Source organism: Mesorhizobium sp. CA10 (assembly GCF_020165285.1).
GTDB lineage: Bacteria > Pseudomonadota > Alphaproteobacteria > Rhizobiales > Rhizobiaceae > Mesorhizobium.
In genome coordinates, this window is record NZ_JAIUHV010000003.1 from 84,598 (window position 1) to 99,729 (window position 15,132).

11 protein-coding genes are annotated in these 15,132 nt (G+C 64.1%); 6 read left to right on the forward strand and 5 right to left on the reverse strand.

Features of this window, described 5'->3' with window-relative positions; translation table 11 throughout:
• The first annotated feature begins 200 nt into the window (after window positions 1–200).
• The gene (locus tag LB535_RS07385; RefSeq protein WP_224631729.1) at window positions 201–1,223 is read left to right on the forward strand and encodes a fatty acid desaturase; all 1,023 of its coding nucleotides are present in this window, start codon (window positions 201–203) and stop codon (window positions 1,221–1,223) included.
• A 76-nt stretch (window positions 1,224–1,299) separates the two neighbouring features.
• The gene (locus LB535_RS07390; RefSeq protein WP_224631730.1) at window positions 1,300–2,136 is read left to right on the forward strand and encodes a phosphate/phosphite/phosphonate ABC transporter substrate-binding protein; all 837 of its coding nucleotides are present in this window, start codon (window positions 1,300–1,302) and stop codon (window positions 2,134–2,136) included.
• On the opposite strand, the gene LB535_RS07395 is transcribed toward LB535_RS07390, so the two are convergent.
• From LB535_RS07395 to LB535_RS07415, 5 genes are all read right to left on the reverse strand, one after another.
• A complete protein-coding gene (locus LB535_RS07395) occupies window positions 2,104–3,444 on the reverse strand; it encodes a M24 family metallopeptidase (RefSeq protein ID WP_224631731.1) in 1,341 nt (446 codons plus the stop codon). The two genes, LB535_RS07390 and LB535_RS07395, sit on opposite strands and share 33 nt — an antisense overlap.
• Before the next feature lie 16 nt (window positions 3,445–3,460).
• Window positions 3,461–4,867, reverse strand: coding sequence for an ArnT family glycosyltransferase (locus LB535_RS07400; RefSeq protein ID WP_224631732.1), 1,407 nt, complete (start codon window positions 4,865–4,867; stop codon window positions 3,461–3,463).
• Between the two features lie 186 nt (window positions 4,868–5,053).
• Window positions 5,054–7,636: an FAD-dependent oxidoreductase gene (locus LB535_RS07405; RefSeq protein WP_224631733.1), complete on the reverse strand. Its 2,583-nt coding sequence runs from the start codon at window positions 7,634–7,636 to the stop codon at window positions 5,054–5,056.
• Window positions 7,633–8,094 (reverse strand): endonuclease domain-containing protein, encoded by a 462-nt coding sequence (locus LB535_RS07410; protein WP_224632076.1) that lies wholly within the window; start codon window positions 8,092–8,094, stop codon window positions 7,633–7,635. The genes LB535_RS07405 and LB535_RS07410 overlap by 4 nt, the downstream gene beginning before the upstream one ends.
• 162 nt (window positions 8,095–8,256) lie before the next feature.
• The gene (locus LB535_RS07415) at window positions 8,257–9,834 is read right to left on the reverse strand and encodes a trimethylamine methyltransferase family protein (protein WP_224631734.1); all 1,578 of its coding nucleotides are present in this window, start codon (window positions 9,832–9,834) and stop codon (window positions 8,257–8,259) included.
• A 310-nt stretch (window positions 9,835–10,144) separates the two neighbouring features.
• Here LB535_RS07415 and LB535_RS07420 point away from each other — a divergent pair, with 310 nt between their 5' ends.
• From LB535_RS07420 to LB535_RS07435, 4 genes are all read left to right on the forward strand, one after another.
• Window positions 10,145–11,305 (forward strand): MFS transporter, encoded by a 1,161-nt coding sequence (locus LB535_RS07420; RefSeq protein WP_224632077.1) that lies wholly within the window; start codon window positions 10,145–10,147, stop codon window positions 11,303–11,305.
• A gap of 72 nt (window positions 11,306–11,377) precedes the next feature.
• Window positions 11,378–13,450, forward strand: a complete 2,073-nt coding sequence (locus tag LB535_RS07425; RefSeq protein ID WP_224631735.1) for a prolyl oligopeptidase family serine peptidase — start codon at window positions 11,378–11,380, stop codon at window positions 13,448–13,450.
• A 43-nt stretch (window positions 13,451–13,493) separates the two neighbouring features.
• Window positions 13,494–13,616: a hypothetical protein gene (locus tag LB535_RS07430; RefSeq protein ID WP_040969798.1), complete on the forward strand. Its 123-nt coding sequence runs from the start codon at window positions 13,494–13,496 to the stop codon at window positions 13,614–13,616.
• Window positions 13,617–13,667: 51 nt separating this feature from the next.
• Window positions 13,668–15,047, forward strand: coding sequence for an aspartate aminotransferase family protein (locus LB535_RS07435; RefSeq protein ID WP_224631736.1), 1,380 nt, complete (start codon window positions 13,668–13,670; stop codon window positions 15,045–15,047).
• Window positions 15,048–15,132: the final 85 nt, after the last annotated feature.

Here is a 15,132-nt window from a genome sequence, read left to right on the forward strand (position 1 = left end):
ATTTGCGCCGGAGTCGTTCTGAACGTGGCTCAGGCGGAAATGAATCCCCATGTCTGTTTACAATGTGTAACACATGCCGCCAAAAATGCGCATTCGCAACGGTTTGTGCGCATTGTCGCATTGATGTCACGGAAAGCTCCTGACACAATGTTGTCAGGAATCGAGTTGGTTCCGGCGACTGGGGGGCGGTGGTCGAGAGCATGGCAAACGTGAATACCGGCACGAAAAAGAGACGTCGCAGCACACCGGCTGTCGAATGGCCGACAGTCTTCCTCACACTCTTCTGCTACGGCGCATGGCTCGCCACCGGTTTCCTTGTCTGGCCATCCCATCCGCTTCTGGCGCTTGCCGTCCTGCCCTTTATCCTGGCTCTGCAATCCTCGATCATGCACGAAGTGCTGCACGGTCATCCGACCCGCAACGCCAGGATCAACGAAGCCTTCGTCTTCCTGCCCATCGGCATGGTCTGGCCGTTCCGCCGCTTCAGGACCATCCACCTTCGCCATCATGCAGACGAGCGCCTGACCGATCCGCTCGACGATCCGGAGAGCTACTATCAGGCGCTCTGGATGCATGAGGGCCTGCCGCCGACAATGAAGCTTCTGCTCAAGATCAACAACACCATGGTTGGCCGCCTCGTCCTCGGTCCGTGGCTGTCGTCGGTCGGTTTCTTCATCGACGACGCCAAGCAGATCGCCGCCGGCGACGAGGCGATCCGCAAGGCTTGGCTGCTGCATGCCGTCGGCCTCGCGATTGTGGCGCCGATCGTCACGTTCGGCTTCGGCATCCCGCTGTGGCTCTATATCCTGGTGCCGGTGTGGCTCGGCCAGTCGCTGATCTCGATCCGCACCTATGCCGAGCACCAGTGGTCGGAGCATCCGGAGGGGCGAACGGTGATCGTCGAGCGCTCGCCGCTCTCCTTCCTGTTCCTGAACAACAATCTGCATTTCGTTCATCACAAGAGCCCGACCATTGCCTGGTACCGGCTGCCGAAGCTCTTTCGCGAGCGCCGCGAGGAATGGCTGCGGATGAACAACGGTTATGCCTATCCGAACTATTTTGCGATGCTGAAAGCCCATGCCTTCAGGGCCAAGGAGCCGATCGTTCATCCGGTGCTGCGGCGCACGCCGGAACCGGGCCGCGCCTTCAAGCCGCGCGTCAGGGCGCGCAATGTCAGCGGACTTGGCACGGCGCCGGTTCCCGCCGAGCCGCCGAAGGAGTAATTTCGACTTTCCGCGACGTTTTTTGCGCGGCGGAACGCAGGCGCCGAAGGCCGCTTGCCTTTGAAAGCTATTCGACATGAGCAAGTTCGTTGCGGCCCTGCCTATGTATGATTGGTCCGAAGCGCGTGGCGCGGTCGACGCGCAATGGGCGCGGCTCCGTGACGCTTTCCGGCAAAGGGGCATCGATGCGCCGGAGGCGGTCGTGCGCAGCAATCGCGAGCTGCCAGGAGTTCCCGGCGGCATAGTCGATGACGCCGGCAAGCCGATCGCACCCGACCCGGCGACGCTGCCCCCGGAAGAATTGGACTTTCACCAGCTTTGGCTGAGCCCGGCGTTGCTCTTCGGGCAAACCTGCTGGGGGCCGATGGAACTCGGTCTTGCGCGGCACGTGCAGGTGATTGCGCAGCCGAGCTACGATGTGTTCGAGGGCGGGCAGGGAGAGCTCTATTCCAGCGCGCTGGTGATGACGGCGGATGGCGGACCGGGGATTGCCTCGCCCGCGGACGGCAAGGCCCTCATCCCGATCGACCTTCTCCGCGGCAAGCGCTTCACCTTCAACAATCCGGATTCGATGTCCGGGCTGATCGGCCTGCAGCGCGACCTGGAAGCGATGGGCGAAAGCCTGGACATCTTCGCCTCGCGCGGCGAAAGCGGCGGCCACCGGTCGTCGATCGTGGCCGTCGCGGAAGGCAGGGCCGAGGTCGCGGCCATCGACTGCGAAAGCTGGGCGCTGGCGCAACGTTTCGAGCCGGCGGCGAGAGGCGTGAAGGTGGTCGGCTGGACGGCGCGGCGCAAGGGCTTGCCCTATATCACCGCCCGAACGACGCCGGAAAAAATCGTTGCCGCGATGCGCGACGCCGTCGCGGCTATCGAAGGCGGATCAGAGCAGCCGCTCGTCCAGCGGATAGGCTGAAAGCTTCTCATTGCCGGTCTCGGTGATCAGGATCTGCTCCTCGATCTTAACGCCTTCGCGCCCGCCAAGCCTGCCGATATAGCTTTCGACGCAAAGCACCATGCCGGGTTCGAGCACGCCGTCCGGCGTGTCGTCGGTCCAGTCGCCGGCATGCGGCAGCGTCGGATATTCGTCCGCCAGGCCGACCCCGTGATAGAGCACGCCGTAGCGCGTCGGATAGCAGTCGTCCGGCGGCACCGCCGAGCGCTCGACGAGATCGCGAAAGGAGATGCCCGGCCGCATCAGATCGGTGTTATGAGCGATCTGATCGGCGGCGATGCGGAAGAGGTCGCGCTGCTCGTTCGACGGCTGCCGGTCGCCGCAAAGCCATGTGCGCGAAAGATCGGCGCAGAACCCGTAGGGACCGATCAGGTCCGTGTCGAAGGCGACGAGGTCGCCATCCTCGATGACGCGCGAGGAGCATTCCTGGAACCAGGGATTGGTGCGCGGTCCCGATGACAAAAGCCGCGTTTCGATCCATTCGCCGCCGCGCGCGATGTTGCCGCCATGCAGTTCCGCCCAGAGCTCGTTTTCGGAGATGCCGGGCTTCAGTGCTGTCTCCATCTCGCCAATCGCTGCCTCGCAGGCGACGATGGCGCGGCGCATGGCGAGGATCTCGTCCGGCGATTTGATGAGGCGTGCACTCTCCATCACCGCCTCGCCATTGCCTATCGCGATGCCGCGGCGGGCGAGTTCCTCAACGCCTTCCGGGTTGATGCGGTCGACGGCAATGCGGCGGTTGCCGCCGCCATGCTCGGCAACGAGCTCGGCGATACCGGCACCCCAGCGCCGGACTTTCTGCTCGGTGAGCTCGCCGCTGTAGAGATATATCCACGACACGGCGGGACGCACCTCGTCGACGACGCCCGAATGGTCGGACAGGTGCTCGCAGGAGAAATAGTCGAACAGCACCACCGGCCCTTCCGCGGCGACGAAACAGTGGCGTGTCGAATTGTGCGCGACCCAGAGCTGCATGTTGGTCGAGTCCGTCGCGTAGCGGATGTTGACCGGGTCGTAGAGCAGGGCGCCGGCATAGTCGCGGCGTTTCAGCTCGGCGCGGATGCGGTCCAGCCGGTATCTGCGCATTTCGGCCAAGTCCGGCGCGGCGACGCCCGCCGTCGCCCACTCGGCTTCGGCGGTCGCGCCATAGCCCAGCAGATGCTGGTTGAGCGAGGCCGCCTTTTCACGCGAGGCCTCGCGCAGCGCTTCGACCGAGCTTGGCTCGAAGGGCATGATCTTGCGATGGCGGCCGAAGCCTAGCTTGTCCATTCGTCCCACCTGAAGCTTACTGCGCGGGCTTCTTGTGCAGTCTGGTAATCGTGACCTTGCGGGGCGGAAAGCCGAGTGCCTGCGGCACTTCAATCGTGCGGTGGATGGTGTCCATCACGTAGCCGACCTTCGCCAACTCTTCGAAAACCTCCGAGGACGATTCCCTGTCATCGGTAAGCACGAGCACCGCCGGCTCGCGGATCGACCTGGCGAAGTCCGGCGTCTCATCATCGAGCGCGATGAGATCGGCATCGACCAGGCGCAGATTGCCGACCCAGAACCAGCTCGAGACCACGGTCTTGACTGGCCCGTCGGCGTTGATCTGGTCGTAAAGCGAGCGGTAATCCATGCGCACGATGCTGCCGCGGCTGTCGCCGCCATGCAGATGCATGTACCAGCTCAGCGGCAGCACCAATATGGCAAGGAGAGCGCCGACGAAGACAATGGTGGCTTGCGTCTTTCGGCCCTTTTGGCCCATGGCGTCGAAGCGCATGGCGAGCGCCGCGGGCAAGAGGATGAAGATCGGTAGCATCCAACGGTCGCGAAACTGGGTGATGCCGGCCGCCAACACGACTGTGACCATGACCACAAAACCAAGTACGATCGCCCGCCACAACAGCTTTTCCGGCCACCGTACCGGCTGAGGCGGATCCGTCCGTTTTCTTGTCGCCAGGACGTAGGCGACGGCAAAAATCACGACCGGCAGTCCAGCGAAATTGACGATCGCGTTGACCAATCTGCGGATGCCGAGAAGCGCCGTTTTCGCAACGCTGCCGCCTTCGGCGACGCCTAGGCCCCCTTGGTGCGCGAGCAGGTCTTCCAGATGTGTCAGGCTCCAATAAAGCGTCGGCAGGCAGGCAAGGACCGCCACCGCCACGCTGATTGCGAAACGGCGGTCGAAGATCGCCTCACGCGTTTCGCGAACCGAGAGAGATGCCAGGAACAGGGCGGCAAGGAAGATGACGATGTTGTATTTCGACAGCATCGCGGCCGCCGTCGCCAGGCCGAAAAACGCATAGGCAACGGCCGATCGCCGCTTCTCCACCTCGACCAGCGCCAGAAGCAGCACCGAGGTGAAACAGAATATGGCGACCGAGTGGGTGAGGGCGTGCTGCATCTCCCAGAAGATCTGAGGAAACAGCAGCAATCCGAACATGCCGGCCGCCGCGGCGCGGTTCGAGTAGCCGAGGCGGCGTATGGCGGTGAAATAGGCGACCAGCCCCGCTGCCAGCAGGCCGTATTTGACGATCTTGAGGGCAAGGACGCTGGTTCCGACCAGCGAGGCCGCAAGCGTCGCCAGCCAGGTGTATAGAGGCGGCTGCGAGCTGCCGTAGCCGGCGGCCAGGAACCGCATTTCCGTCAATTGCTCTGCATCGTCGACACCGACGCCCGTGCCCGCAACATGGGACAGCAGGGCCATCATGACGATCTGGGTCAGGCAGTAGAGGAGGACCGACGCAACCGCCGCGCTGAATGGACCGACCCGTTCATCGCAGAGCCAATCGGTCCATTTCTCTAGTTGCCGCAAGGGGATGGTCTTCTCATGCTGATGCGCCGGTAGTGGGCTCGGACCATGCCATAGCTACCGACGCAATCCAACAATGGGGCTTCAGGTCCGCATCTTCTCGCCGCTCGGGTCGAAAGGCGGCTCGACATTGATGCGGGCCGGGCGGCGGTGGCCGAGAATCTCGATCTCGAACAGGCCGGCGCTTTCGTCCTCGGCAAGAGCGGCCGGCACATAGCCCTGCGCCATCGACTTCTGCACGTAATGCGCATAGCCGCCCGAGGTCACCCAACCAACGACGCGCCATTCGCCATCGACGATGCCGCGCACGGCCGAAGCGCCTTCGGCGGCCTTCGAGCCGCGCACTTCCTTGCCTGACGTGTCGAAGCGCGGCGCGCCATAGCCATGCGGCTTCTCGACCGTGCCGTAATCCTTGCCGACCTTGGCCCAGATCGGCTCGTCGCCCATCACGTCGGCATCGGCAGCGTCGACGATGAAGGAGACCCGGCGCAGCTTCGGCCCTTCGGCATGCTCCCGGGCGGACGCCTCGCGGCCGATGAAGTCGTTCTTCTCCAGCTTGATGAAGCGGTCCATCGAGCCTTCGAACGGTCCGTAGATCGGACGCAACTCGCGGAACCAGGTCGGAAAATTCTTTTCCAGGCGCATGGAGAGCAGCGCACGCATGCCGAAATCGACGATGCCGAATTCCGCGCCGGCTTCCTTGATCGCCTTGTAGACGAGGCGCTGGTAGGCGGGCGCCATCCAGATCTCGTAGCCGAGGTCGCCGGTGTAGGTGATGCGGTTGACCATGCAGGGCGCGCCGCCAACGGCCATCTCGCGGAAGTCCATGAAGCGGAAGACCTTTGTCGAGACGTCGACATCGACGAGCTTCTGCAGCAGGTCGCGCGATTTCGGCCCGGCGATGGAGAGACCGACCAGCGTCTGGTCGAAGCGGTGGATGCGCACCGAGCCGTCCTTCGGCAGGTGCTTCTCGAACCAGCGCATGTGATATTTCTGCGCTGCGGACGAGCCCCAGATCATGAAGCGGTCTTCTCCATTTCTTGGGCCGGCCTTGGCGATGGTGAAGTCGCCGATCAGCTTGCCGAATTCGTTGACCATCGGGGTCAGCACGATACGGCCGACCTTCGGCATGCGGTTGGTCATCAGCCGGTTGAGGAAATCTTCCGCGCCCGGACCGGACACCTCGTATTTGGCGAAGTTGGCGATCTCGGTGACGCCGACCCTGTCGCGCGTGGCGCGCACTTCCTCGCCGATCGGGCCAAAATCGTTAGAGCGGTGGAAGGAGACGATGTCCTTCGGCTCCGTGCCCTTCGGCGCGAACCAGAGCGGCGTTTCCAGGCCCCACGAATCCCCCATGACGGCGTTGTTGGCGAGCATGGTGTCGTAGAGTGGCGTCGTCTGCGCCGGACGGGCGGCGGGCAGTTCTTCGTTCGGGAAGCGGATGGAGAAGCGGCGCGAATAGTTTTCCCGCACCTTGGCGTTGGTGTAGCGCAGGCTCGCCCATTCGCCGAAGCGAGCGACATCCATGCCCCAGACGTCGAAGCCCGGATCGCCATGCACCATCCAGTTGGAGAGCGCGAGGCCGACGCCGCCGCCCTGGCTGAACCCGGCCATAACGGCGCAGGCGCACCAGAAATTGGTCAGGCCCTGCACCGGGCCGACCAGCGGATTGCCGTCGAGCGCGAAGGTGAAGGGACCGTTGATGATCTGCTTGATGCCGGCCTTCTCGATGCCGGGGAAATGCTTGAAGCCGATCTCCAGCGACGGCGCGATGCGGTCGATGTCTGGCTGCAGCAGCTCATGGCCGAAATCCCATGGCGTGTTGACCGGCGACCACGGCTTGCAGGCCTTCTCGTAGGTGCCGAGCAGGACGCCGTTGCGCTCCTGGCGGGTGTAGATCTCGCCCTTGAAGTCGAGCACGCCGATCATCTCGCGGCCGGTCGACTTGTTGAATTCCTCGACGTCCGGCATCGGCTCGGTCAAAAGGTACATATGCTCCATGGCCAGCACGGGCAGCTCGACGCCGACCATGCGGCCGATCTCGCGCGCCCACAGGCCGCCGCAATTGACGACGTGCTCGGCATGGACCGTGCCCTGCTCGGTGACGACGTTCCAGGTGCCGTCCGGCTGCTGAGTGAGGTCGACGACGCGGTTGCGCAGCACGATCTCGGCGCCGAGCTTCTTGGCCGCCTTGGAATAGGCGATGGTGGTGCCCGAAGGGTCGAGATGACCTTCGACCGGATCCCACATGGCGCCGACGAAGTTCGTCTCATCCATCAGCGGGAACATCGCCTTGGCTTCCGAGGGCGTGATCAGCTCGGTATCCATGCCGAGATAGCGGCCCTTGGCGTGAGCCAGCCGCAGAAAGTCCATGCGCTCGGGCGTATCGGCCATCATGACGCCGCCGGTCAGATGCAGCGAGCAGGACTGGCCGGAGAGTTCCTCGATCTCCTTGTAGAGCTGGACCGTGTAGGCCTGCAGCTTGGCGACGTTCGGGTCGCCGTTCAGCGTGTGGAAGCCGCCCGCCGCATGCCAGGACGAGCCGGAGGTCAGCTCCGAGCGCTCGATCAGCATGATGTCGGTCCAGCCGGCCTTGGCGAGATGATAAAGCACCGAACAGCCGACGACGCCGCCGCCGATGACAACCGCTTTTACGTGGGATTTCATGCAGATAGATCCGTGTTTGAAAATACTGAACCGGGGGATCGAGGTGTGAAAACAAAGCGGAGATCCGATGCCGCGATGTTTTCGGTCAGCCTGCCGTCGAGCGCGGCGAGGATGGTTTCACAGACGGAAGCACGATCTTTCAGGACGTCATGGTTCCAGAAGCGCAGGATCGAGTAGCCCTGAGCCTGCATGAAGTGGTCGCGGCGGCGGTCATATGAGCTGTCGGCGTGTTGGGATCCATCGACCTCGACGACGAGCCGACGCTCGCGGCAAGCGAAGTCGGCGAAGAACGGTCCGATGGAAAACTGACGCGTAAAGCGATAGCCGCCGAGCTTGCGTGACTTCAGTTCAAGCCAAAGCAAGGCTTCCGCTTGATTGCCGGCTTGCCGGAGATTTCTTGCGCGCTTGGTCGTGCCTTGTTTGCGACGGCTTCGCGTTTGAGCAGCGCCTTCCCCCACTCCGTCGCCGCTTCGCGGCGCCACCTCTCCCCCCTCCGGAGGGAGAGGAAAGGAGCCAGCTGGAATCGCCGCGCGCCTTTCCTCTCCCCCGTCGATCGGGGGAGAGGTGTCGAGCGAAGCTCGACGGAGTGGGGGTCGACTGCTCATCAGCAACACAGAAAATCAGAAATCCGTCGGCGCGCCGCCTTCGGCGCGGCGTTTCTCGACGAAGTCGTTGAGCTCCTCGCGAATGGCCGGATCCATGTAAGGCTCCTCGTAAGAAGCAAGGCGCTCCTTCCAGACCTTGTTGGTCCGCTCCATCGCTGTCGGCGAACCCGCTTCGGCCCATGTCTCGAAATTGCGCCAGTCGGAGACGATCGGCGAATAGAAGGCGGTCTTGTAGCGCTCCTGCGTGTGCTGGGTGCCGAAGAAATGACCGCCAGGACCGACCGACCGCATGGCGTCGAAGCCGAGCGCATCCTCGGAGAGGTCGAGCGGGGTGAGGAATTCGGCCACCATTTGCAAAAGGTCGATGTCGAGGATGGTCTTTTCATAGGAGCAGCGCAGGCCGCCTTCCAGCCACCCGGCGCCATGCATCATCAGATTGCCGCCGCCCTGGATCGCGCCCCACAGCGAGAATACGCTTTCATAGGCGGCCTGCGCGTCGACCGTATTGGCGGCGCAGGTGTTGGAGGTGCGGTAGGGAATTTGATAGCGGCGGGCAAGCTGGCCGCCGACGAGCTGCGCCTTCATATATTCGGGCGTGCCGAAGGCCGGCGCGCCGGACTTCATGTCGACATTGGAAGTGAAGCCGCCATAGCCGACCGGCGCGCCCTTCTTCACCATCTGCGCGAAGGCAATGCCGGAGAGCGCCTCGGCGTTCTGCTGCACCAGCGCGCCGGCGACGGTGACGGGCGCCATGGCGCCGGACAGCGTGAAGGGCGTGACGATCACGGCCTGGCCCATGCTCGACATCTGGATGATGCCTTCCATCATCGGCACGTCGAGCTTGAGCGGCGAATTGGTGTTGATGATGGTGAAGACCGACGGTTCCTGCATCAGCTGCTCGCGGCTGATGCCGCGCGCGATGCGGGTGATCTCGATGCCGTCGACATTGCGCTCCTTGCCGAGTGAATAGATGTGGAAGACCTTGTCGGTCAGCATGGCGAGATCGCGAATGCATTCCAGGTGCCGCACCGACGGATGGATGTCGATCGGCTCGACCGGATAGCCGCCGGTGCAGTGCAGGATGTTGTGCATCTGCGCCAGGCGCAGGAAGTTGCGGTAATCGGCCTGGTTGCCGGGCCTGCGGCCGCGGTCGAGGTCGGAGCAGTTCGGCGCCGAAGCCATCATCGACAGGATGACGTTGTTGCCGCCGAAGCGCAGATTATGCGCCGGGTTGCGGGCATGCAGCGTGAATTCCGACGGACAGTGCGAGACAAGCTCGAGGATCATGTCGCTGTCGAAGCGCACGCGCTCCGAGCCTTCGCGCACGTCGGCGCCGTGCGCCTTCATGATGCGGCGGGCTTCATCGTGCAGAACGTCGACGCCGATTTCCCTCAGCACGCGCAGCGAGGCGAGGTGGATCGATTCCAGCTCGTCGTCGGACACCAGCCTGGTCGGCGTCAGCGGGTTCTTCAATTGCCGGAAGGCGGGCTGCTCGAAGGCGGCCGAGCCGCCGGCGCGCTTTCCCGCGCGGCCGCCACGGCGGGCGCGATCGGTTGCCAGTGCCGGCTCGGCGGGATGAAGGGCGGCAGTCATGAGAAGCCTCGTGAGGATGCGAATTTGGCCGGCATAATGGACTGGCAGCAATGCAGCCGGTGAGGAGGCGGCGACCACTAGGGCGAGGGAAGCGACATGACGGAAGGGGAGGCGGCCGCAGGCGATCGGCCGCTCGGCTGCCTGCCGTCATCGTCGGGCTCGATACGTTGCTGGGTGCCGCTACCTTGTGCTGATCCTGGCAGCGCCAGCGCTCCTGACAGGGACTGGCTGGAGCATGCGCTTTAGCCGCCGTTGGCCCTTACGGCTGTCGCCGGTAGCGGCTAAGGCTCCGAAGATCGGAGCGGCAATGATGGCGCTGGCGGGCTCGGAAAGCGACGAGACGGTGCAGTGGGCGGCGATCACCGGCGTGATCGCGACCGTATCTGTCTTCGCCATAGCGCAAGGGCTTTCCTATCCGCTGCTCAGCTTTATCCTGCAGCGCCAGGGCGTTTCGCCGGCGATGATCGGACTGTCGGCGGCGATGACGCCGGTCGGCTTCATCCTGTCCTCGCCGCTGATCCCGGGATTGGCGCGCCAGTTCGGGGCAGGGCGGACCGCGCTGACCTGCGCGGCGCTTTCGGCGCTGGTGCTGGCGCTGATCGGCTGGACGCAAAATGTCTATCTATGGTTCCCACTGCGCTTTCTGATCGGCGTAGTGACCAACCCGCTCTATGTCCTGAGCGAAATCTGGGTGATCGCTCTGGCGCCGCCGGCGCGGCGCGGTCGCGTGATGGGCATCTATTCAACCATCATCTCGGCGGGCTTCGCGGCCGGGCCGCTTTGCCTACTCGGCGTCGGCACCGAAGGCTGGCCGCCTTTCCTTGTCGGCATTCTTGCCTTCCTCTTCTGCGGCGGCTGCCTGGCCGTGGTGGTGAAAAGGCTGCCGAACGTCGACGAGGCCGAGAACAAGGTTTCGGTGCTGGGCTTCATACCAATGGCCTGGCTGCTTATGTCGGCCGTGATCGTCGCGGCCGGGTTCGAGCAGGCGATACTGGCGCTGCTGCCGGTCTATGGGACGCATCACGGCATTCCCGAGGCGCGCATGTCGGCGCTGCTTTCCGTGATGATCGCCGGCAACATCGCCATGCAGGTGCCGCTCGGCCTGCTCGCCGAAAGGTTGACGGCGCGCCTGGTGCGGTTCGGCTGCGTGGCGGTGACCGTCCTTGGATGCGTGGCTTTGCCGGCGCTGATCGAGACGCCGCTGATCTGGGCTTGCGTCTTTATCTGGGGCGCCGTTTCCTACGGCATCTACACGATGTCGATCATCGAGCTCGGCGAGCGCTTCACCGGGTCGGCGCTGGTTGCCGGCAATGCCGCCTTCTCGCTGATGTGGGGTTTTGGCGGCATCGTCGTGCCGCCGCTCACTGGCGGCGTCATGGATGTCATTGGCGCCGCCGGCCTGCCGGTCACGCTTGGCGCCATCTCCGCGGCGCTGGCGGCGGCGACGATCGCGCGCAGGCGGGTTTTGTAATCGGCCCCGAATGGCTCTTGAATATCAAGGCAGCGAACGCGATGTAGGCGGGGCCGCCGGATGGAGACCTGCATGACCAGCACGATGACCAAAACCCAGCTCGAATTGACCGCCGACGATCCCCACCTCTGGCTTGAGGACCGCAACGGCAAGGAAGCGCTGGACTGGGTTCATCGCCAGAATGCGCTGACGGTCGCCGAACTTCAGGGCGATCCTTCCTATCAGGCCGCGTTCGAGACCGCGCTCGACCTGATGACCGCCGAGGACAACATGCCGGTCGGGACCGCGCTTGCCGGCTACGTCTATAATTTCTGGCAGGACAAGACCAATGCGCTGGGTCTCTGGCGGCGCACGACGGTCGCGTCCTACAAGACCGACAAGCCCGACTGGGAGACGATCATCGACTTCGATCAGCTTTCCGCGAAGGAAGGCGTGAAGTGGGTGTTCGGCGGGGCGAGCCGGCTCTATCCCGATTTCAACCGCTGCCTGCTCTACATGTCGCCCGATGGCGGCGATGCCAGCGAGATGCGCGAATTCGACATCGTGACGAAATCCTTCGTCGAGGACGGGTTTCGGGCGCCCGCTTCCAAGTCGGGCTTTTCCTGGCTGGACGGAGATACCGTGATCGTCTCCGCCGCTTTCGAGGAAGACGACAAGACGCAGTCCGGCTACCCGCGCGTGATCAAGCCGTGGCGGCGCGGCGCCAAGCTCGAGGACGCCACGCCGATCCTCGAAGGCGAGAAACAACATCTCGCGGTCGGCGGCGGCGTCGAATATGACGGCGACAAGCGGCACGTGCTGCTCGGCAAGACGCTCGACTTCTTCACTTCGCAGAGTTTCCTGCGGCTGGCTTCGGGCGAGAACCGGCGCATCCCGCTGCCCGACGACGCCACCGACACCGTGGTCTTCAAGGGCCAACTGATCTTCGGCGTGCGCAGCCCCTGGACGGCGCCGGACGGCACGCGCTGCCTGCCCGACGGGCTCTATTCGGTCGATTTCGATGGCTGGATCGAGAGCGGTGCCTTCGGGCCGTTCCAGACCGTGCTCGAGCCGGCGCACCGTGTTTCGATCGCCGGCCTCGCCAGGACGCAGGACCGGCTGTTCATCAACCTCATGGACAATGTGCGCGGCAAGGTCATCGCCTGCGACCGCGCCGCCGACGGCTGGTCGCTGAAGCGGATAGCGCTGCCCGACAATGGCAATGTCGGCATCAGCCATGTCGAGCATTTCGGCTCGAGCGTCTCCTTCTCCTTCACCGATTTCCTGACGCCGAGCTCGATCATCTGGTCGGACGACGATGGCGAGACGCTCCAAACCGTGAAATCGCAGCCGGCCCGCTTCGACGCCTCGCCTTATATCTCGGAGCAGTTCGAGGCGCGCTCGAAGGACGGCACGATGATCCCGTATTTCGTGGTGCGGCGGCGCGACCAGAAAGGGCCGGTGCCGACACTGCTCTACGGCTATGGCGGCTTCGAAGTGCCGCTGCTGCCCGGCTATGCCGGCATTCGCGGCAGGCTCTGGTTGGACAAGGGCAATGCCTATGTCCAGGCCAACATCCGCGGCGGCGGCGAGTTCGGTCCGGCCTGGCATCAGGCGGCGCTCAAGGGCAAGCGCCAGAACGCTTTCGACGATTTCGCGGCGGTGGCCGAGGACGTGGGCCGGCGCGGCATCACCACGGCGGCGCAGCTTGGCATCCAGGGCGGTTCCAATGGCGGCCTGCTCACTGGCACGTCGCTGACGCAGCGGCCGGAATTGTTCGGCGCGGTCATCATCGACGTGCCGCTGCTCGACATGCTGCGCTACACCGAACTGCCCCCCGGCGCCTCGTGGACCGCCGAATATGGCGATCCGTCGAAGCCGGAGGAGGCGGCCTGGCTCGGCGCCTATTCGCCTTACCAGCATATCAAGGCGGGCGCTGCCTATCCGCCGGTGCTCCTGATGACGTCGACCGCCGATGATCGCGTCCATCCCGGACATGCGCGCAAGATGGCGGCGCGGCTGCAGGAGGCAGGTTACGGCAGGACGCTGTTCTTCGAGGAGACCGAAGGCGGCCATGGCGGGCGCGGCGATCGCCGGCCGCAGGCAGCACAGACGGCGATGCGCTATGTTTTCCTGCAACGGGCGCTGGGTAAGCCTGCCTCATAGGCATGGCTTGAATTCTAGGCCTCAGGCGGCATAAGCTGCTGCCATGATCCGCTTCAGCACATCAGGCGCCTTCGGGGTCGCGGTGACGCCGTCACCGCGCACGCTGCGCGCCGAGCTGTTGCGGCTGTGCGCCCGCATCGGCTATTCGCCGCCCCGCTTCCTCTGACGAATCCGCCCCGGCCGCTGCCGGATTGATTCAAGAGGAAAGATCAAATCCATGACCTATCAGAATTATTCGCTGAAGCAGCTTCAGCAGATCGATGCCGCGCATCACCTGCACCCCTTCACCGACCATAAGGAACTGCGCGAGACGGGCTCGCGCATCATTACCCATGCCAACGGCCCGTTCATCTACGATGCCGACGGCACCGAAATCCTCGACGGCATGGCGGGCCTGTGGTGCGTCAATGTCGGCTATGGCCGCGATGAGCTGGCCGAGGCTGCCTACGCGCAGATGAAGGAGCTGCCTTACTACAACTCCTTCTTCAAATGCTCGACGCCGACGCCGGTGCTGTTGTCGAAGAAGCTGGCGGAGCTGGCGCCGACGCATGTCAGCCAGGTCTTCTACGGTTCGTCCGGGTCGGAGGCCAACGACACGGCGCTCAGGCTCGTGCGCCACTATTGGTCGCTTGAAGGCAAGCCCGAGAAGAACCGCGTCATCTCGCGCAAGTCGGCCTATCACGGCTCGACCGTCGCCGGCACGTCGCTGGGCGGCATGGAGCCGATGCACAAGCAGCTCGGCGGTGCCGTGCCCAACATCGTCCATGTGATGATGCCCTATGCCTATGAGCTCGCGTTGCCCGGCGAAAGCGACCATGATTTCGGCATCCGCGCGGCGAAAGCGGTCGAGGACGCGATCCTCGAAGCCGGCGCCGACAAGGTCGCCGCCTTCATCGGCGAGCCGGTGATGGGCGCGGGCGGTGTGAAGATTCCGCCGATGAGCTACTGGCCGGAAGTGGAGCGCATCTGCCGCAAATACGACGTGCTTTTGATGCTGGACGAGGTGATCACCGGCTATGGTCGCACCGGCGAATGGTTCGCGGCGCAGACGTTCGGAATCGAGCCCGACACCATCACCACCGCCAAGGCGCTGACCTCGGGCTACCAGCCGCTGTCGGCGCTGCTGGTCGGCGACCGCATCGCCAAGACGCTGGTCGAGAAAGGCGGCGAGTTCTACCACGGCTATACCTATTCCGGTCACCCGGTGGCTTGCGCGGTCGCGCTCAAGAACCTCGACATCATCGAGAAGGAAGGCCTGGTCGAGCGCGTCAAGAACGATACCGGTCCCTATTTCGCGCAGGCGCTGCAGGAGCGGATCGCTGGACACAGACTGGTCGGCGAGGTGCGCTCGATCGGGCTGATGGGCGCGATCGAGATCGTCAAGGACAAGGCGACCAAGGAACGCTATTTGCCATCGGGAAGTGCGGCGGTCGTCGTGCGAGACCACGCGATCGCGCAGGGCATGATGCTGCGGGCCACCGGCGACACGATGATTCTCTCGCCGCCGCTGATCTGGACGCGCGACACGATCGACATGGCCTGCGAGCGCATCGCCAGGGCGCTCGATCTCGCGGATGCCGATTTGCGCAAGCGCTAAGCGGATATTCTCCGGGCGCTCCTGGCTAGAGCATTTCACCGTTTCACGGAAACGGCGAAATGCCCTATCTCCTTGTTTTGACGCA